Genomic DNA, 19,542 nt, shown 5'->3' on the forward strand with positions numbered 1-19,542 from the left:
GTAGTGGGTGAGGTTAAAGCCTCAGTTTCGATACTGCTATGTCCGATTATATTCTGAGGGTTAAGGGAATTTCCAAGTCGTTCTCCGGCGTCAAAGCGCTGGACAATATTCATTTTGACCTCAAAAAAGGCGAAGTGCATGCCTTAATGGGTGAAAATGGGGCTGGGAAATCGACTTTCATGAAAATCCTGATCGGGCTTGTCGTGCCGGATTCCGGGGAGGTTTTGCTGGAAGGTGAGAACCTGAGCGGGAGCCACGTGACTGAAACCTTGAAAAAGGGCATTTCCATGATCCACCAGGAAATTCTCATCATTCCCGAACTGACCGTAGCGCAGAATATATTCCTGGGACGAGAGCGGGAGGTTTCCGGCAAAGGAGGGATTCTTTCCGGTTGGCTGAACGACTCGGAGATCAACCGGCAGGCCGCTGCATTGCTGGATCGGATGGGCGTCAATATCGCTCCGAAGGCGAAGATGAAACACCTCAGCGTGGCGCAAATGCAAATGGTCGAGATTGCGAAGGCTATTTCGAACAATGCGAAGGTGATCATCATGGACGAGCCGACTTCGGCGATTTCGGAGAAGGAAGTGGCGACATTATTCCAGATCATCCGCGATCTGAAAGCGCAGGGCGTAAGCATTATCTATATTTCCCACAAAATGGACGAGATATTCCAGATTTCTGACACTATAACGGTGCTTCGAGACGGGAAATATATTGGTACAAAACGCGCTGCCGAGCTCGATCAGAATGCATTGATCGCCATGATGGTCGGGCGGGAAATAGACCAGATGTTTCCCGAAGCGACGCAGCCGGTCGGACACGAATTGCTTTCGGTGAAGAACCTGGGCAGAGCGGGCAAGTTTGCCAATATCACTTTCAATGTAAAATCCGGCGAAATACTGGGATTGGCAGGCCTAATGGGCGCCGGGAGGACTGAAATAGCCAGGGCTATTTTTGGTTTGGATCACTGGGATGAAGGAGAAATCAGCATCAAACAAACACCGATTCGCGCGCGTACACCACGCGAGGCGATCGACCGGGGAATCGGGTATGTAAGTGAGGATAGAAAGGGGTTGGGGTTTATTCCGAGAATGTCGGTCAAGGATAATATCACGCTTTCGAGCATGAACAATCACCGCAAAGGCGGCTTTATCAACACACACAGCGAACAGTCGGTTACTGAGCAAATGATCGCCGATTTAAAGATCAAAACAGCAGGTACGGGCCAGCATGTCACCTATTTAAGTGGGGGAAACCAGCAGAAAGTCGTCATCGGCAGAGTACTGCTTGCTTCACCCGAGATTATCATGCTCGACGAGCCGACGCGCGGCGTCGACGTCGGAGCAAAATTTGAGATTTACAAACTGATCCGCAGCCTCGCCGACCGGGGCATGGCGATCATCATGATATCATCCGAACTACCGGAAATCCTGGGACTCAGCGACCGGATACTGGTATTGTCCAAAGGCAAACAAACCGCGCTGCTTTCCAAAGCGGAAGCGACGCAGGAGTTGATTATGCGGTATGCGGTGGCGTGAGAAATGCTGACCGTCGACCGCCGACCGCCGACCGCCGATTATGAGTAACAAAGAAATACGAATTGCAATTTAAAGAAGCTTGCGGCGGTCAGCGGTCGGCCGTCGGCGGTCAAACAGAACTATGTTCCAAGACCTAACAAACGAATGAACAGATTCTCCAAATTCGGCCAGTACGGCATCTTCCTCGCATTTGCATTGATATGCCTGGTGCTGGCATTGAGTACGCCCAAGTTTTTTACGATTTCCAATCTGCTGATTATCGGGAACCAGGTATCGATCAATGCATTGCTGGCATTCGGGGTCACTTTTGTGATCATTACCGGCGGTATCGACCTGTCGCTGGGTTCGATGGTGGCGGTAACGGGCGTGGCGGCTGCGAGTTTTGCACATCCTGATACTTATCCGCTGGTGGTGCCATTGCTGGTTGGTTTGGGCGCAGGTTCGGCTATGGGCGCTTTTAATGGTTTGGTGATTACGAAGAGCAAAGTGCCGCCATTTATTGTCACGCTGGGAACGATGACGATCGGGCGCGGACTTGCATTGATCCTTAGTAAAGGACGACCGGTTTCAAATCTTTCGGACGAGTTCAATTTCATCGGCGGAGGGAATATTGCTGGTATTCCGTTTCCTATTATCATTCTGCTGATCGCATTCGCCGTTTGCTCGGTAGTTCTGAACAAAACCATTCTCGGGCGCTACATGTACGCGGTCGGGGGCAACGAGCCTGCCGCGCGTGCGTCGGGCATACGCGTGAGTCGTGTAAAAATGTGGGTATATACCATTTGCGGGTTGCTTTCTGCATTGGGCGGTATCTTGCTGACGTCGCGCATCACCACCGGGCAGCCTAATGCGGGAGCAGGTTTCGAGCTCGATGCGATCGCCGCCGCAATTATCGGCGGCACGAGCACTTCGGGCGGCACGGGAACCATGACCGGCACGCTGATCGGCGCGTTGCTGATTGGCGTGATCAGCAATAGTCTCGATCTGCTGAATGTGACTTCTTACTATCAGCAGGTCGTGATGGGGGTGATTATCATCGGCGCCGTGGTGCTCGATGGTGTGGGGAAGAAGGATTGATTTATGGAGAAAGGAGGATGGAGGAAAGGGAAGAGGGGAGTCGATTTTGAAATACTAGAACACAAATGGCCGATAGCCGAAAGTCAATAATCTATGAGATACAACGCAATTTTTGCAGCACTTATCGCCGCAACACTTTTGGCAGGCTGTAACCAATCCTCTAATAAGGAATCCGCTGACGGCGGTGGGAAAAAGCTCGTGATCGGGGCTACGATGCTGAGTATGCAAAACGAGTTTATCGTGAATGTGAGCGACGCCATGGAAGCGAAAGCGAAGGAAATGGGCGTGGAGCTGATCACCGTGGACGCTGAGCGTTCGGCATTGAAACAGGTAGAACAGGTGGAGAGTTTTATCGGTCAGGGGGTAGACGCGATCATTATGAACCCTTGTGAAGTGGAAGCGAGTTCACCGGCGATCAAACTGGCCATGGACGCGAAGATTCCCATCATTAATGTCAATTCAGAGACCTCTGCCAAGCCTACGGCATTTGTAGGGTCGGACGATACCGAATCGGCACGCATTGCGATGAGATACATTGCTGAAAAGCTCGGGGGCAAGGGTAATGTGCTGATGATGCACGGTTTCATGGGCCAGGCCGCGCAAATCCGGCGCGATAACGGGGCGAAGGAGATCCTGAAAGCTAATCCAGGTCTCAAACTGCTTGCCGAACAAACCGGTGAATGGGACCGCGCCAAAGGCATGTCGCTTACCGAAAACTGGATACAATCTTACGGCGACAAGATCAACGCCATTTTTGCACAAAACGACGAAATGGGCATGGGGGCCGTGAAAGCGCTGGAAGCTGCGGGTTTGAAAGGGAAGGTGCTGGTGGTAAGCGTGGACGCTATCCCGGACGCATTACAGGCGGTGAAAAAGGGGACATTAGATGCGACGGTTTTCCAGAATGCCAAAGAGCAGGGCGGAAAAGCAATTGAAACGGCAGTGAAGGCGGCTAAGAAAGAGGCGTTTGAGAAGGACGTACTTATTCCTTTTCAGCTGGTGACGAAGGAGAATGTGGGGAATTTTTTGAAATAGGAATCAATGAAATGAAATCACACACATTTGATGATAATGGTTATCTTCTCCCGGACGAGGTTACAGATATTACCTGGGATAATTTTGAAGAGATTTTCATATTCAATCATCAGAGGGCGGAATTGGCGTTAGAGCTGAAAGAATTTGTTTCCACAGTAACCGATTGGAGAACGGACACATTGCAAATCTGGGTTGACGGATCCTTCGTTACGCTCAAACCACATCCGAACGATATCGATCTGATTTGTTTTGTTGATAATGTCTTTTACGAATCTAATCTGACTACTTTAAGCTCGATCAAAGCAGCTTTTTCAAAGCTAGACATCTATTTTATTAAAAACTACCCTAAAGAACATCCCAGATACTTTTTGACTAACTTTGATAAACTTGATTGGTTGCATTTTCTTACTAGAGACCGTCAAAACAGAAGAAAGGGGATCGTTAACTTGTTATTGTCATGAAACCTTTTGAGCAACTTCAGGCCGAAATTCAGACCACGCTGGAGAAAATTGTTCGTGTAAATGCCTCCATTGCCAGGCATGAAGCTCAGGAGCATCCTGATGAACTTGCTGTGGCCCAGTTTGAAGAAATCAAATTGCAATTCACACAACACCTGTTGCAGCTTCTGTCCGAAATGGATATCAAACTTAGAGTCGCTGCATAGGTTATTTAAAGTGTTGTTCAGCTCATTGCCCGTTCCCGGCAAATGTAAAATAATCCCCCCTTAAAAGTAAAACGCCACGCTCCCCGCGCTTTTACCCCCGAATGGCATTTGCCAGTTTTCCTAAAACCAATCAACATCACGAATGAACACTTTCAATATCAACCGCCGTAGTTTCCTCCACGGGGCCACGGCTGCATTGGCACTTTCCACTTTTGGAGCGCAGGGAATGGACCTGATCAATCCGGCTAAAACATGGCGCGTAGGATTAATTGGTACAGGTTGGTACGGTAAAAGTGATCTTTTCAGATTGATTCAGGTGGCGCCTGTGGAGGTGATCGCGCTTTGTGATGTGGATAAAAATCAGTTGAACGAAGCGGGTAATCTGGTGAGCCAGCGGCAAAAATCTGGCAAGACGCCGAAGTTGTACGGCGACTACCAGAAAATGCTTGCGGAAAATGAAATGGATATTGTCCTGATCGGCTCGCCCGACCATTGGCATGCTCTGCAGATGATCGACGCTGTGAAGGCCGGTGCCCACGTGTATGTGCAGAAGCCGATCAGCGTGGACGTATTGGAAGGTGAAGCGATGGTTGCTGCGGCACGCAAATACAAAAAAGTAGTGCAAGTAGGAACGCAACGCAAAAGCACGCCACATTTGATCGATGCCAAGAAGAATATCGTCGATGCAGGCTTGTTGGGCAAGATTTCGCATGTTGAAATGTGCTGCTATTACCACATGCGGGCAAATGGGAACCCGCCGGTGGAGGCCGTGCCCGATTATCTCGACTACGAAAAATGGACGGGCCCCGCACCCCTACGCCCCTACGACGGCTCGCCGCACGTGCGCTGGTGGCGGACGTTCATGGAATATGGCAATGGTATCACAGGCGATATGTGCGTGCACATGTTCGACACGGTGCGCTGGATGCTGAAATTGGGCTGGCCGAAAAAAATCACTTCGACCGGTGGTATTTATGTGCAGAAAGAGGGTAAGTCTAACATATCCGACACGCAATCAGCGATTTTTGAATACGATGGGCTGAACTGCGTATGGCAGCACCGCACCTGGGGTACCCCTAACAACCCGGATTATCCGTGGTCGTTTACGCTTTACGGCGAAAAAGGGACGCTTTGGGCAAGCACGATGGCTTATGATTTTATCCCGCAAGGCAAAGGGGAGAAGATCCACAAGGACGTTGTTTATGAAAAAGAAAAGTATCCCGAAGACCTGAAAGAAGACAAGATTGAGCTCAATGCAGCACCCGCTACGCGCCTGCACATGCTCGACTTCCTGGCCGCGATCGAGAACAATGGCCGGCCGGTTGCCGACATCGAAGAAGGACATATTTCGACAGCAAGCTGCATTTTGGCAAATCTTTCTATGAAAACAGGCCGTTCGATTGTTTATGACCCAATAAAACGCGAAATTGTGGGAGATAGAGAAGCGAATGCGTTACTGGCCCGCGCCTACCGGGCTCCTTACAAACATCCTGACTATAAACACGTCTAGGATAGGTCATTAAAGTTCGTGGTCCCTTATATATTCCCAGTACATCGCGTCCGGCAAAATCCGGGCGCGTTTTTGTTTTTGGCGCACTTTTTCAACGCGTCCGGTGCAACAGAAAAGGAGGTATGCAGGTAATGGTAAATAGCGGTGCAGAAGGTTAATGCAAACGTTTGAAACAGCTCATAATAAGTAATTCTGCTGATCTATATATCAATTTTATTTGTTTATAAGTTTAATAGATGTTTCATAGGTATTTAAACCATTTACCCTCTGAAACTGTCAGACTAGCATAACAATAACCAAACGTTCCAAAACACAATGAAAACCATAGTGAAGTTGATAAAATCCGCTGGTATGGCGGTTGTGGCGGGTGTATTCATAATGGCATGCAGTAATGCCCTTCAAGTAAGTTACGATTACGACTCCGCAGTGAATCTGAAACAGTTCAAAACATTTAAAGTGGAGGCTGAGCACAATATCGAGCAGGACCCGTTGCTGGGTAGCGAACTGAACAGGCGCCGGCTGGGCGATGCCGTGGTAGAGGTAATGGAGGCCAAAGGCTACAAAATGGATCAGCAGAATCCCGAGATTATCGTGCGATTTATGACGGATGTGAAAGATCGTCAGCAAGTGCGTTCCAACAATATGTATTCGCCCTATATGTGGTGGTACGGAGGTGGCAATAATATCTCCACTTACAACTACCAGGAAAGCCGATTCATCCTCAACATTTACCAGAAAACCACCGAGCGGATGATCTGGCAGGGTTGGGCTTCGGGAAAAGTGAAAGCGCCAACCAAGAAAGAAGATCAGAATACGATGATCAAAAACACGATGGCCGACATCCTCCGTTCTTTCCCGCAAGCAACGCTGGATACTTACAGCAGGAAGTAATTTTAAAAAGTCGAATAGTAAAAATGCCGGGCTGACGTCCGGCATTTTTACTATATATCAGGCAATTTACAAATCCTGCCCGTTGCGATATTCTTCCGATGCCTTCTTCACAATCGCGTCGCCATCGTGTAAATCACCGAATACCTCAACCAGCGTATCTACCACGACACCGCGTTTTACGGGTACCCATTCTGCTTTTTTGCCTTTGTCGCGGATCACAAATACCTGCTCGCTGGAATTGACGACGGCGGTTGTTGGTACAAACAGGGTATTGCCGGTGCGCTCGGTGTTGAGCTGCACCTGCGCATACATGCCGGCTTTGAGCTCGTTGGAGCGGTTATTGACGTCGAATTCCGTCATCATGGAGCGGTTTTCTTCGGACAATGTACGGGAGCTGCGGGCGTAAACGGCTTTGTAGATTTTTTCGGGGCTAGCCGAAACGGTGAAACTCACCTCGCCCTTGTTCGGAATGGCGCTCGACATGTTTTCGGGGATCGCGAGCGTCAAACGGAGTTTCGTATTGTCTTCCAGGATGAACAACGGCTTTGCACCGCCTTCACCGGGTCCCACGAGGGCGCCCGGGCTGATATTCCGCTCGGTAATAATGCCGTCGAATGGTGCAGTCACCGTCAGGTAGCGCGAAAGCTCTGTTTTTGTTTCCATGAATGATTTCGCGGCTTGTACATTACCTTTTGCCACGGCCATTGCAGAACTGTCGGCAGCGGCACGCGCCTTCGCAAGGTCGAGCTCATTAAGTGATACAGCTCCCTCCGTGCGGTTGGTTTTTTGCAGACGACTATATGTCAGTGCGCTGGCTTGGTAACGCGTGGTGGTTTGCTGAAATGAGGCTTCGGCGGCAATCAGCTGGGCTTTGGCCTGGCTGAGCTCCGAGATGACCTCCGGTGCTTCTAATACTGACAATACCTGACCTTTCCTGACAAAAGTCCCGCGGTCGACATTTACCGTTTTGACGAACCCCTTCACTTTCGGATGAATGCTGACCTTGTTCCACGGCTTCAACTCGCCCGGTAATGCGATCTGCTTGGCTGGCTTCATGCTTTTTACATAGGCCATTTCCACAGCTGCCGGCTCTTTGGCGGCGGTTTCCGCGGGGGCGGTTTTGGCCTCGTGGCTTTCGCTGGTTTCGGCGGTGCTGCTGCATGCGCTCATACCGGCCGCAACGGTGATGAGTATCAGAATGGATTTCAGGGTATTCATGGAAACGGATGTTTGGAGTTTTTTACGAAAGAAATTGCTTTCAGGATCCTCAGGATCAAGGGATACCGAGTTGACGGACGCTTTACGCTGAACAAGGGTAAATACCGCCGGTAAAATGAGCAGCGACGCCAGCGTAGAGGCGATCAGCCCGCCGATTACCGCTTGTCCAAGCGGTGCGATCTGGTCGCCGCCCTCGCCGAGGCCGGACGCCATCGGGATCATACCGGCGATCATCGCGATACTCGTCATAAGAATCGGGCGGATCCGGCTGCCGGCGGCGAGTGTTACGGCTTTGTGTGCATCCTGCAATTTGAGGCGCAGGTTTTCGGCGTTAGTTACCATCAGGATCGCATTCGCGACCGATACCCCGACGGACATGATCAATCCCATGTAGGATTGCAGGTTCAGCGTTGCGCCGGTGAGCAATAGCAGACCAATCGAGCCTACTACCACGGCCGGGATGGTCGAAAGTACCACCAATGACAGTTTGAAGGATTGATAAGTAGCCGCCAACAAGAGGAACATGATCACGACGGCGATCAGCAGGCCGGTCTGCAAGCTGCTCAGGGTTTCGGTCAGCAATTCGGTTTGACCTTTCAGCTCCACAATTACCCCGCGTGGCGGCTCGCCTGCATTCTTAATCGCTTTCTGAACGGCGGTAGTGGCCGCTCCAAGATCTTTTTTGTGAATGTTGGCCGTTACTGTGACCAGTCGGTTCGGGCCGGCGCGGTCGTATTCGCCAGGGGCGGTTTTTTCGGAGAAGGTGGCCACGTCGGCGAGCAGCGGGTTGCTTACGCCGGTTTTCAAAGGAATCGTACCAATATCTTCTACGGATGTCATCTGGTATTCCGGAATCTGCACCTGCACCTGATAGGCAAGTCCCTTAGCGTCGTCGAGCCAGAGGTTTTTATCGGTAAAACGGCTGGAAGATGTAGCTGCTACCATCGAACGGGCCACTTGTGTGGAGGTAATGCCCAGTTGCCCGGCCCGCTCTCGGTCGATTTTCACGTCCAGGATTGGGTATTGCAGTGGCTGTGCAATCTGTACATCGCGGAGGAATGCGATCTGCTGCATTTCCTTCTGAATTTTGCGTGCAAACCTTCCGGCTTCTTCCACGTCTTTGGCAGCGACGCTTACCTCGATCGGTGTCGACGCGCCCTGGCTCATGATTTTGTCGACGAGCTCGATCGGTTCGAATGAAATGGCCAGATTGGGAATTTCTTTGGCTATTCTGGCCCGCAGTTTTTCTTTCAATGCATCCATTCTCACAGGAAACTCTTCTTTCAAAGAAACCTGCAAAACCGCCTCATGCGGGCCGCTGTTGAACACGAAAATATTGGAAGTACCATAGCTGGATGGGACGGTACCCACATAAGCCGAGGATATTTCTACGTTCTCCTTTCCTACCTCCGATTTAATCAGGTTCAGAACCTTCAATGTGGCCTCTTCCGTGCGCTCCACACGTGTACCGTCGGGTACCCGCATGCGCATCTGGAACTGGTGGCTGTTGGCTTTCGGGAGAATATCCGTCCCGATGAGGAAGAACCCGCCGACGATCAATGCAATGCTGCCGACGAGGTATACCGGCACGATCAGGCGCTTGCCCATAATGCCGCCGAGTACATTCAGGTATTTCAGTTTAAACTTTTCAAAACCGGTAGGCGGCAGCGACGGGTGCGCTCCTTCTTCGATCACATCGTCGATTTCCTGAGCGTCTAATGCCAATGTCGGCGCCTCGTGATGCGGGTGATCTTTTAGCAGCCAGTTGGAAAGTACCGGTACCAATGTCTGCGAAAGCAAAAACGAAGCGATCATCGCGAAACCTACGGCCAGTGAAAGCGGCAGGAACATCGATCTTGGAATACCACTCATGACGAACGACGGCGCAAAAACGGCCAGAATCGCGAGCAAAATCAGGAATTCGGGGAATGCGATTTCTTTACAAGCGTCCCAAATGGCCTGCTCTTTCGGTTTGCCCATTTCCTGGTGCTGGTGAATGTTTTCAATGGTCACCGTCGCCTGATCGACGAGTACCCCGATCGCCAAAGCAAGCCCGCTCAATGTCATGATATTGATGGTTTGACCAAACAAATTCATCAGTATCACGGCTGAAAGAATGGAAATAGGAATAGTCACAATGACGATAATCACGCTGCGCCAGTCTCTGAGGAAGAGGAGTACCATCAAACCGGTCAGTAATGCCCCCAGGATACCCTCGGTGATAAGGCTTTTCAACGAGTTGGTCACATACACCGACTGGTCGAATTCATAGGAGATTTTCACGTCCTCGGGTACGGCATTGCGCAATTGCGGCAATGCAGCGCGGATATTGTTCACCACGTCCAGCGTCGAGGCGTCAGATTTTTTAACCACAGGAATATAAACCGCGCGGCGGCCGTTGATCAGCGCGTAGCTCACGGTCACGTCGGCCCCATCTTCCACCACACCCACGTCGCGGATGAACACGGTGGGCCCTGCCCCGACGCGGATCGGGATATTCAGGAAGTCTTCGGGTTTCTTAATGAGCGAGTTGACGGGCGTCATCAGCGTTTTGTCGCCCATGCGGATGTTACCTGCCGGTGAAGGCTGGTTGTTGGCAATAATGGATTTGATAACTTCCTCGGGCGTCAAATGATAGCTTCTGATGCGTTCCGGGTCTACGCGCACGACGATCGTGCGCTGGTTACCTCCAAATGGCGGCGGGCTGGAAACGCCCTCGATGCGGCTGAACATCGGCCGTACGCGGGAGGAAGCGAAATCCTGGATTTCGTTGAGCGAGCGCGAAGCACTTTCGAATACCATCTGGCCGATAGGCACCGAGCTGGCATCGAAGCGGACTACTTGCGGAGGTACGGTGCCCTCGGGCATGTAGGCCTTCGCGCGGGAGACGTTGTTGGCAACTTCCGCAGCGGCTTGTGCCATATCCGTGCCGGGGTAGAACGAGAGTTTGATCAATGACAACCCCTGGATCGTCTTCACATCCACATCGCGGATACCCGATACATACAGGAAGTGGTCCTGGTAGCGGGTGGCGATGAAGCCGTCCATCTGGTCGGGCGCCATACCACCATAGGGCTGCACCACATAAATGGTAGGTAAATCGAGGTTGGGGAAAATGTCGACGGGAATGCTCCGTATCGACAGAATCGAGAAAAATAGGATGCCTATCACGACCACCACGATGGAAATGGGCTGTCGGAGGGCAGTTCTGATGAGTTGATACATGCTGTTTGGGTTTGATTTGTCATGCTGAGCGGAGTCGAAGCATCTTGCAAGATGCTTCGACTCCGCTCAGCATGACCGTTTGCGTATCATTGAGCTATTTGATTTAAGAACACACTTAGGTCACCCGCAGCGGCGGCTTTCAGCAGGAGCGAGCGCCATGCGTTGCCGTTGGTGACGAACTTGTCGACTTCGGCGCGGTTCAATGCATTTACACTTTGTGCCAGTGTAAAAAGATCCGTCAAACCGCTCTGGTAGCGCGCCTCTGCCTGGTTGAATGCGGTACGTGCGGCTGCGAGCTGCACGGGTGTGAGGCGTGCCTGCGCGAGCGAGAGCTGAAACTGGATTTCGGATTCGCGCGACTGGCGATCGAGTTGCAGCTGCTGGGTTTGATACAATGACTTGAAACGCTCGGCCTGGAATTGCTCGGCGTGATAATCGTTTCTGACCTTGAAAATGTTGGTCAGGTTCCAGCGGGTGGAAATGCCGAAAAGGTAGTTGTAGACCTGGTATTTCACTCCGCTGCCGAAATCGGTACGGAAGGAATCATCTTTGTTCGAGACACCCGAACCGCGTCCCCAACCGGCACCTACCAACGAAACGGAGGGCAAATAGGAACGTTTTATAGCCAGACTTCGCGCGACAGAGGCGTCGATTTGGCTCTGGGAAAAACGTAATGCAGGGTTTTTGAGGAACGACGCGATTTCAGCAGAAGGCACGGGCAATTGGGCGTAGAAACCCATCGTGTCGACCTGAATGCTATCGCGCAATTCGCCGGTCAGTTCCGAAAACCGGAGGCGCTGAGCCTTTTCCGACCGCTGGCTTTCCAAAAGGAGTAATTGCGCTTTGGCATATTCCGCGGCAGCCAGCGAGCTATCTACACCCGGGCGCATGCCGGAGGTGACGGCGGCATCCGTCACGCGTTTGAAAACGGCGGCGCGTTCCAGGTTTTGCCGCTGTGCATCTACCAGTTTCTGGTTAATCAGCAGGAGCAGGTAAGCGTCGATGATTTTGACCTGATGCTGAAAAAGTTCGTTCTCATAGTCGGCCTGGCTGCGGGCGAGGTCGGCTTTGGCAGCGTTGACGTTGGCATTCACTTTGCCAAAATTGAATACCTTCCAATCGACCATAGCCGTGGTGAAACTGCCGAATGTGGCCGTGTAAATGTTTTCCGGACGGATACCACCGGAAGGCGATAATGCGCTACCCTCGTTGGGCAGGAATGCACCCGCCACGCTGTTGCTGGTGGCATAGGTATATTGGTCCTGCACGATGAATGCGGGCAGGTAGTCGGTTTTAACGGACTTAATGCGGCTTTCGGCGCTGTGTATTTCGGCCTGTTTGGCTCTCAGAAAGGGAAAACTGCCTTTGCCTTGTTCCAGGGCCTCGTGCAATTTGATATGCTGGGCGTTTGCCTGTACACACGCGAATGCGACGAAAAGGAATGCGAGCCATCGGTTTTTGATTTTGAAGATCCGGGGTGCCGGCGAATGCGCATTTCCCGGCGGAAAAAAGCGGGAAACGGAATGATACTGGGAGTGCTTCATAATTCGGGTTAAAGATATTTTTAGCCGAAATTAGAGCTCAATTCTGGAAACATTTGGGAAACGGAACCGTGCAAGGAGCTGTTTATTACGCGATTATCCTTCCTAAATGTTTCCAACTTCAGGGTGTATTTTTGTAAAGTATCTTTTGAAAGAGGAATGAAAATTTTAGTTGTCGAGGACGAAAAAGGGCTTGCAGAAAGTATCACCGATTACCTTTCCCGCGAGGGGTTTATTTGTGAGGTAGCCAACACATTCTGGCAGGCCGATGAAAAGATCAGCCTCTACCAGTACGATTGCACGATTGTGGACCTGACGTTGCCCGATGGCAATGGTTTCGACATTATCCAGACATTGAAAAAGATCGCCGCAGCGACGGGTATTATCATTATTTCGGCGCGTAACACATTGGAAGACAAGTTGAAAGGGTTGGAGATAGGCTCAGACGATTACATGACCAAGCCATTTCACCTTTCGGAACTGAATGCCCGCGTAAAATCGCTGATCCGGCGCAGGAATTTCGGCGGTAACAACGATATGATTTGGAAAGATATCCGGGTCAACCTGCCTGCCCGAAAGGTTTTTATTAAGGATATTGAAACCACATTGTCCAAAAAGGAGTACGATCTGCTGCTCTATTTCCTTTCCAATATCGACGTCGCGTTGACCAAAGAATCTATTGCTGAGCATCTCTGGGGCGATAATATGGATTCAGCCGATTCGCTGGATATGGTGTATTCCCATATCAAAAACCTTCGCCGGAAGATCGTAGAGAAGGGAGGAAAGGACTATATTCAATCGATTTACGGGATAGGATACAAATTCACCGCACCTTGAAACTGCTCGAAAAAGCCAGCCGCATTTACCTGCTCGCCTCGCTGCTGATTTATGTAGCGGTAGGGGTAGCCTTTTTCTGGATCATCAAATTCATGATTTACGATGAAGTGGAGAGCAGGCTGATGGTGGAGAAGCAGGATTTCGAGACCTACATCCGAAGCAACGACACTTGGAGCAACAATTCCTACTTTGTCGAGAATAAAATCGAGGTGGTACCGGTATTCGGCCGATTCGATAATAAGGTCGCATTCACAGACACGCTCATCAGCAACCGCTACGACGAAACCGCCGACCCGTTCCGTCAGCTCACATTCTACACCTTAATCGGCGGCTCACCTTACCGCGTTGCGATCCGGAAGTCGATGATCGAATCCTATAAGCTGATCGAGGCTATTTCGGCAGCGATGATCGCGTTTCTGGGGCTGCTGCTGGTGAGTACTTTTCTTTTTCACCGTGTTTTGTCGGGTAAATTGTGGAAACCGTTTTATGATTCGCTGGCCAGGATCAAGGACTTTGACTGGACGAAGAATAAGCCGCTGGAAACCGTCCGAAGCGAAATCACCGAATTCAACGAACTGGGGGATGTGATGGAGAAGATGGCGTCGAAAATGCAGCACGATTACCGGAGCCTGCGCGAGTTTACTGAAAATGCTTCTCACGAAATCCAGACGCCCCTCGCGCTCATCAATGCGCGGGTGGAGCAATTTATCCAGTCGAAGGATTTGGGCGAAAACCATACGTACTGGATCGAGGAGATTTACCACGCTGCGCGCCGGATGTCGCGGCTTAACCAGGGATTGTTATTGCTGGCTAAAATTGAAAACCAGCAGTTTACCGAGCAGGAGGACCTGGATCTTTCGGAGCTCGCATTGAACAAGCTGAAAGATTTCGAAGATATTTTGCAGCATAAAGAAATCGGCTTGACGGTACAATCGACCGGAAGTTTCAGGAAGGTTATGTCTCCCGCATTGGCGGATATTCTTTTGACAAACCTGATCAGCAATGCGATCCGGCACAACTACACCGGCGGAGAGCTGCGGCTGGAATCCGGTGCCGACTATGTTCAGGTGAGTAATACCGGCAATCCGTTGAAGAGTGACCCGGAGCGGTTGTTCGAACGGTTCAAAAAGGAATCGGCGGGCGCGGAATCGCTGGGGCTCGGGCTCGCGATCGTGAAGGAGATTTGTGATAATTGCGAGCTGGGGATTTCCTACCAGTACGAGGAGCCGATCCATTCGATCAGAATCACAGGGTAGTGCGACGCTCCTGCTTCGCACTATCCTGTGGAGGCCTCTGGCCGACTTTGCAAGATGTCGCATTTTGGACCGGCCGGAGGCCTGCGAATAGTAGGCGCGAAGCGGGAGCTTCGCGCCAGCTTGTGAGCTTCGCGCCATTATTTCGCGACTTTCTGCAACTCAGCTTCGAGCGTTTTATTGTTCGGGAATTCCTGCGGAATCCAGCGGTTCACGATCTTGCCTGCACCGTCGATCACCAGGAACGGGTACCGGATATCAATGCCGTATTTCTCCTTCAAAACCTCGATATTCTCGTCAGAAGCCCACAAATGCTTCGCGGTCGGCCGCGTTTTTACATATTGTTTCCAGGTCGAAAGCGGGATACCCGTTGCAACGGAAATGTAAGCGAAAGTCACCTTGTCGGCATATTTATCTTCCAAAACCTTTAATCCCGGCTCATGCTGGCCGATGCTGAATGAGAAGACCATCAGAACCGGCTTACCTTGCAATGAGGAAACCGTTACGGCAGCGCTGTCGGTGTTGAGCAGGGTGACGTCCGGAATGGCGGCGCCCGGTTGCAGCGATTCTTTGGTTTGGATCAGCTTGGAAATGTACGCTGTGTAGGGCGATTGCGAGAATGTCGCTTTGTAATCTGCCAGCAGCGTTTTGGCGGTTTCGATGCCCGGGATGGCCGTAGCCGCGTAATTGAGCCAGTAGGTAGCCAGGTACTCTTTCTGTTTCGGATAATTGGCCAGCTTGTCCTTGCTGAATGAATATACATCCTTCAATGCATCCGGGCTGATCTCATAACGTGTTTCCGATTCGAGGGGAAATTTGCGCGTCGAGGGAATGAGCGCCCAGTAGCGGAGCTCGTCGCGGTAGGCCTGGCTGAGCAATGCATCGTCTGGCTGGATTTTGAAATCCGTCAATGTAAAATCTTCCAGTTCCTTACGTTGCGTGGCGTCAAGTTTCGCTACCCGGTTGCGGCGCATGATTTTCTCCTGAATAAGCTGGCGGGTCAGCGATGGCTCGGTCGCCGTGGTAGCCAGCACGTATGCTTCGAATGGAGGGACCACCGGATTGGCCATTTTAAATTTCTCAAACGCATCCAACCGTACTTTTTTCAGACTGTCGCTTTGCTGTACCACGCTTTTGTTATCGATTTGCGAAGGTTTGTAGCCAAAAACGGGCAGGTACTGGTATTGGTTTTCCAGGAAATAGTTTTTCAGAAATGTCTGATAACCTGCATTCTTACCGGCGAAAGTCACGTCGGCCTTGTCGGCGAAGCTGATCGTCAGGTCGTCGCCGGGTTGCAGGAACAGCATCCAGGTTTTATTCATGCCGTTGCCGCTGTATTGCAGGCGCATCATTTTGGGCTCATTGAGTTGAATAACTGCTTTTTCACTGGTCTTGTCTGCAAAATTCACCGAGGCCACGGCGTCAAGCTTCGCGTCGGCAAGGCCTGTGCCCAGATTGGGGTGAAAATGTACATCTTCGAGCACCAGCGTAACGGTCACAGGAGCTTGTTTGGATGCTGTGAGCGTAATGTTGGCCGTATTTTGCGCATATGCAGCCCAGCTGAGAGCAGAACTGAATAGTGTGAGGATCAGAATGTTTATGTGTTTCATCGGTTCGAAAGGGAAGCTGTTTTTACCAAAAACAGGAGGTGTAAAAATTGTGCCAATATACGTAACTCATGCCGGTATCTGTTCCGGCGGCTTATTCAGCGTAGTCCGGGAGCATATTAATGCAGTTTTTAAAAGCATTAATAAGTCAACTGACTTAAATTCGCTTTTTGATTATCGATTGTTCCCATGACCCGCGTTTCACAATTCCAGTTCAATACCCTCCGCGCCCGGTTTGAGGGTGAGTTGTATTTCGACAATTCCACGCTACATGCAGCACAGCGCACAGTTTACGCCACCGATGCGTCCGTTTATCAGGAAATGCCGGTCGCGGTGGCTTTGCCGAAAACCGTGGAGGATATCCGCGCGCTGATCGATTTTGCCAAAGCCAACCAGGTGACATTGATTCCCAGGGCAGCGGGCACATCGCTGGCCGGGCAGGTGGTAGGGCAAGGCATTGTGGTCGATATTTCGAAGCATTTCAGAAAAATTATCGAGGTGAATGCCGACGAGAAGTGGGTACGCGTGCAGCCGGGTGTGATCCGGGATGACCTGAACAAGCACCTTGCGCCTTACGGGCTGCTTTTCGGGCCTGAAACTTCCACGGCCAGCCGCGCGATGATCGGGGGGATGATCGGCAACAATTCCTGCGGGCTGCATTCCATTACCTGGGGCGCCACGCGTGACCATTTGCTGGAAGTGAAAGTGTTGCTTTCCGACGGTTCGGAGGCTGTTTTCAGCGAGCAGAGCATCGCCGATTTTACGAAAGAAATCCGCGAAAAGCAGATCAAAGGCCAGCGCCTGCAATCCATTCTGGCAGGCATGTTCGGGCTCATATCCAATCCTATTGATCAGGATTTAATCAAAAAACAGTTTCCGAAACCAACCGTTACCCGCCGCAACTCCGGTTATGCGCTGGATGCGTTGGTCCGAAATTTTGAAAATGGAAATATTAACCTCTGTAACCTCATTGCCGGTTCCGAGGGCACATTGTGCTTTGTTACAGAAGCTAAAATAGCGTTGGTCGACGCCCCGCCCGCTGCTGTGGGCGTCGTGTGCGTACATACGGGCTCGCTCTCGGAAGCGCTGCACGCGAACCGCGTAGCGATGGAGCATGATCCGAAGGCTTCTGAACTGGTCGATAAATACATTATGGATTTCACCAAAAACCATAATGTGTATTCCCAAAACCGGTTTTTCATGCAGGGCGACCCGGCTGCAATGCTAATGGTGGAGTTCTGGGGTGTCGCGAAAGAGGAAGTAGAGCAAAAAGCGGCCGCATTGGTTGCGCAATTGAAGGCCGAAAACCTGGGCTACGCCTATCCGTTGTTGTTCGGCGATGATGCCAATAAGGCCTGGGATATTCGAAAGGCCGGTTTGGGGCTGATCCGTAACCTGCCGGGTGACACGCAGCCCGTGAACCTCATCGAAGACTGTGCCGTAGCCGTAGAGGATTTACCTGCTTACATTGAAGAATTGGAGGTTTTGCTGGAAAAACACGGCTTGCGCGCGTCGTACTACGCGCATGCGGGGGCAGGCGAGCTGCACGTGGAGCCGATGATCAACCTCAAAACGAGCGAGGGAAAACAGCAATTCCGCGAGGTGTTGGCCGATACAGCCGTACTCGTGAAGAAATACAATGGTGCATTGTCGGGCGAGCATGGCGATGGCCGCCTGCGAGGGGAGTTTATCCCTTATATGATGGGAGAGGAGGTGTACGAAATGTTCAGGCAGGTGAAGCGGATCTGGGACCCGGATGGCGTTTTCAATGCCAATAAAATCGTGGATACGCCGCCGATGAACGAGTTCCTGCGCTATGGGCAGGACAAACCAAACCCGCAAATCGATACAGTGTTCGACTTTTCGCGGCAGGAGGGTATTCTCCGCCTGGCCGAAAAGTGCAGCGGCTCGGGCGATTGCCGCAAAACGGAATTGACCGGCGGTACGATGTGCCCCAGCTACATGGCCACGCGCAGCGAGCGCGATACCACGCGGGCCCGTGCCAACATCCTGCGCCAGTACCTCACGCCCGAAACCGCCCCGACGACGAGCCAGGAAATGGTGAAGGAGGTGCTCGACCTTTGTCTCTCCTGCAAAGGCTGTAAATCCGAATGTCCTTCCAGTGTGGATATCGGCAAGATGAAGGCCGAATTCACGCAACAATATTATGAAAGCCACGGCGTGCCGATGCGCAGCAAGCTGATCGCCGGTTTTTCTAACCAAATGAAACTTGCCTCGATTGCGCCCTGGGCATTCAACGGCGTATTCGGAACGCCGGCGTTGCGACGGATCGCCAATAAAATGGTAGGTTTCCACCCCGAACGCTCCATGCCGAAGCTGGATAGCGAAACGCTGAAAAGCTGGTGGGAGAAGCATCAGCGCAACAAGCCGGCGGTTGCACCGCATTCGCGCAGGATATATTTGTTTTGTGACGAGTTTACTAACTATAATGACGCCGAGGTTGGTAAAAAGGCCGTATTGCTGCTTGAAAAACTGGGATACGAGGTCATTATTCCGGAGCATTTGGAATCGGGGCGTTCGTATTTATCCAAAGGTTTTGTGAAAGAAGCGCAGAAACTGGCGATCAGGAATGTGGCTTTGTTGAAAGATAAAATCACCTATGATGCGCCGTTGGTAGGGATTGAACCGTCGGCAATTCTGTCGTTTCGGGACGAGTACGTGGACTTGGTGGGTGAAAATGAAAGGGGCAATGCGCAGAAAATCGCAGAGAATGCATTGCTTTTCGAGGAATTCATCGCCCGTGAAATTGATGCGAAGCGCATTCGGAAAAATGCATTTGTGGGTAAAAATCAGCTGATCAAGCTGCACGGACATTGCCACCAGAAAGCACTATCCACATTGACGGCTTCTAAAAAAGCATTGCAACTGCCGGAAAACTATCACGTTCAGCTGATCCCGTCGGGTTGCTGTGGAATGGCGGGCTCATTTGGTTATGAGGAAGAGCATTTCGAGGTGTCGATGCAGATCGGAGAACTGGTGCTGTTCCCAACTGTCCGGCAGCAGCCCGAGGATGTGATCATCGCGGCTGCCGGGACGAGTTGTCGCCATCAGATTAAGGACGGCACAGGGCGTAAAGCGATGCACCCTGTCGAGATTTTATATGACGCACTGATCAAGTAGCA

At 51.3% G+C, this 19,542-nt stretch carries 13 protein-coding genes; 10 read left to right on the forward strand and 3 right to left on the reverse strand.

Going from position 1 to position 19,542, the window contains the following annotated elements; all coding sequences use genetic code 11:
* Positions 1-38 precede the first annotated feature (38 nt).
* The 7 genes from CLV60_RS22095 (at position 39) to CLV60_RS22125 (ending at position 6,718) form a co-directional block, all read left to right on the forward strand.
* On the forward strand, positions 39-1,541 hold the full coding sequence (locus tag CLV60_RS22095; protein ID WP_106597555.1) for a sugar ABC transporter ATP-binding protein: 1,503 nt from the start codon (positions 39-41) through the stop codon (positions 1,539-1,541).
* 144 nt (positions 1,542-1,685) lie between these two features.
* A complete protein-coding gene (locus tag CLV60_RS22100; protein ID WP_106597556.1) occupies positions 1,686-2,618 on the forward strand; it encodes an ABC transporter permease in 933 nt (310 codons plus the stop codon).
* Positions 2,619-2,711: 93 nt separating this feature from the next.
* The gene (locus CLV60_RS22105; RefSeq protein WP_106597557.1) at positions 2,712-3,653 is read left to right on the forward strand and encodes a sugar ABC transporter substrate-binding protein; all 942 of its coding nucleotides are present in this window, start codon (positions 2,712-2,714) and stop codon (positions 3,651-3,653) included.
* 11 nt (positions 3,654-3,664) lie between these two features.
* Positions 3,665-4,114: a DUF6932 family protein gene (locus tag CLV60_RS22110; protein WP_106597558.1), complete on the forward strand. Its 450-nt coding sequence runs from the start codon at positions 3,665-3,667 to the stop codon at positions 4,112-4,114.
* Positions 4,111-4,317, forward strand: a complete 207-nt coding sequence (locus CLV60_RS22115) for a hypothetical protein (protein WP_106597559.1) — start codon at positions 4,111-4,113, stop codon at positions 4,315-4,317. The genes CLV60_RS22110 and CLV60_RS22115 overlap by 4 nt, the downstream gene beginning before the upstream one ends.
* Positions 4,318-4,459: 142 nt before the next feature.
* Positions 4,460-5,827: a Gfo/Idh/MocA family protein gene (locus CLV60_RS22120; RefSeq protein ID WP_106597560.1), complete on the forward strand. Its 1,368-nt coding sequence runs from the start codon at positions 4,460-4,462 to the stop codon at positions 5,825-5,827.
* A 315-nt stretch (positions 5,828-6,142) separates the two neighbouring features.
* Positions 6,143-6,718, forward strand: coding sequence for a DUF4136 domain-containing protein (locus CLV60_RS22125; protein ID WP_106597561.1), 576 nt, complete (start codon positions 6,143-6,145; stop codon positions 6,716-6,718).
* A gap of 66 nt (positions 6,719-6,784) precedes the next feature.
* Here CLV60_RS22125 and CLV60_RS22130 read toward each other — a convergent pair whose 3' ends face one another.
* The gene (locus CLV60_RS22130; RefSeq protein ID WP_106597562.1) at positions 6,785-11,161 is read right to left on the reverse strand and encodes an efflux RND transporter permease subunit; all 4,377 of its coding nucleotides are present in this window, start codon (positions 11,159-11,161) and stop codon (positions 6,785-6,787) included.
* 86 nt (positions 11,162-11,247) lie between these two features.
* Positions 11,248-12,705, reverse strand: coding sequence for a TolC family protein (locus CLV60_RS22135; protein WP_106597563.1), 1,458 nt, complete (start codon positions 12,703-12,705; stop codon positions 11,248-11,250).
* A 156-nt stretch (positions 12,706-12,861) separates the two neighbouring features.
* On the opposite strand from CLV60_RS22135, the gene CLV60_RS22140 reads away from it, so the two are divergent.
* Positions 12,862-13,539 (forward strand): response regulator transcription factor, encoded by a 678-nt coding sequence (locus tag CLV60_RS22140; RefSeq protein ID WP_106597564.1) that lies wholly within the window; start codon positions 12,862-12,864, stop codon positions 13,537-13,539.
* On the forward strand, positions 13,536-14,795 hold the full coding sequence (locus CLV60_RS22145) for a sensor histidine kinase (protein WP_106597565.1): 1,260 nt from the start codon (positions 13,536-13,538) through the stop codon (positions 14,793-14,795). Before CLV60_RS22140 ends, CLV60_RS22145 begins: the two co-directional genes overlap by 4 nt.
* A 137-nt stretch (positions 14,796-14,932) precedes the next feature.
* Here the strand turns inward: CLV60_RS22145 and CLV60_RS22150 are convergent, their stop codons facing one another.
* The gene (locus tag CLV60_RS22150) at positions 14,933-16,402 is read right to left on the reverse strand and encodes a TlpA family protein disulfide reductase (protein WP_106597566.1); all 1,470 of its coding nucleotides are present in this window, start codon (positions 16,400-16,402) and stop codon (positions 14,933-14,935) included.
* Between the two features lie 186 nt (positions 16,403-16,588).
* Here CLV60_RS22150 and CLV60_RS22155 point away from each other — a divergent pair, with 186 nt between their 5' ends.
* Positions 16,589-19,540 (forward strand): FAD-binding and (Fe-S)-binding domain-containing protein, encoded by a 2,952-nt coding sequence (locus CLV60_RS22155; protein ID WP_106597567.1) that lies wholly within the window; start codon positions 16,589-16,591, stop codon positions 19,538-19,540.
* Positions 19,541-19,542: the final 2 nt, after the last annotated feature.

The sequence above is a fragment of the Dyadobacter jiangsuensis genome, from assembly GCF_003014695.1.
Lineage (GTDB): Bacteria > Bacteroidota > Bacteroidia > Cytophagales > Spirosomataceae > Dyadobacter > Dyadobacter jiangsuensis.

What these genes read in the sequence shown, in the direction of transcription:
- CLV60_RS22120 (WP_106597560.1), top strand. Translation starts at nt 4,460, where the DNA reads ATGAACACTTTCAATATCAACCGCCGTAGTTTCCTCCACGGGGCCACG.
- CLV60_RS22095 (WP_106597555.1), top strand. Translation starts at nt 39, where the DNA reads ATGTCCGATTATATTCTGAGGGTTAAGGGAATTTCCAAGTCGTTCTCC.
- CLV60_RS22155 (WP_106597567.1), top strand. Translation starts at nt 16,589, where the DNA reads ATGACCCGCGTTTCACAATTCCAGTTCAATACCCTCCGCGCCCGGTTT.
- CLV60_RS22110 (WP_106597558.1), top strand. Translation starts at nt 3,665, where the DNA reads ATGAAATCACACACATTTGATGATAATGGTTATCTTCTCCCGGACGAG.
- CLV60_RS22135 (WP_106597563.1), bottom strand. Translation starts at nt 12,705, where the DNA reads ATGAAGCACTCCCAGTATCATTCCGTTTCCCGCTTTTTTCCGCCGGGA.
- CLV60_RS22115 (WP_106597559.1), top strand. Translation starts at nt 4,111, where the DNA reads ATGAAACCTTTTGAGCAACTTCAGGCCGAAATTCAGACCACGCTGGAG.
- CLV60_RS22125 (WP_106597561.1), top strand. Translation starts at nt 6,143, where the DNA reads ATGAAAACCATAGTGAAGTTGATAAAATCCGCTGGTATGGCGGTTGTG.
- CLV60_RS22105 (WP_106597557.1), top strand. Translation starts at nt 2,712, where the DNA reads ATGAGATACAACGCAATTTTTGCAGCACTTATCGCCGCAACACTTTTG.
- CLV60_RS22150 (WP_106597566.1), bottom strand. Translation starts at nt 16,402, where the DNA reads ATGAAACACATAAACATTCTGATCCTCACACTATTCAGTTCTGCTCTC.
- CLV60_RS22130 (WP_106597562.1), bottom strand. Translation starts at nt 11,161, where the DNA reads ATGTATCAACTCATCAGAACTGCCCTCCGACAGCCCATTTCCATCGTG.
- CLV60_RS22100 (WP_106597556.1), top strand. Translation starts at nt 1,686, where the DNA reads ATGAACAGATTCTCCAAATTCGGCCAGTACGGCATCTTCCTCGCATTT.
- CLV60_RS22140 (WP_106597564.1), top strand. Translation starts at nt 12,862, where the DNA reads ATGAAAATTTTAGTTGTCGAGGACGAAAAAGGGCTTGCAGAAAGTATC.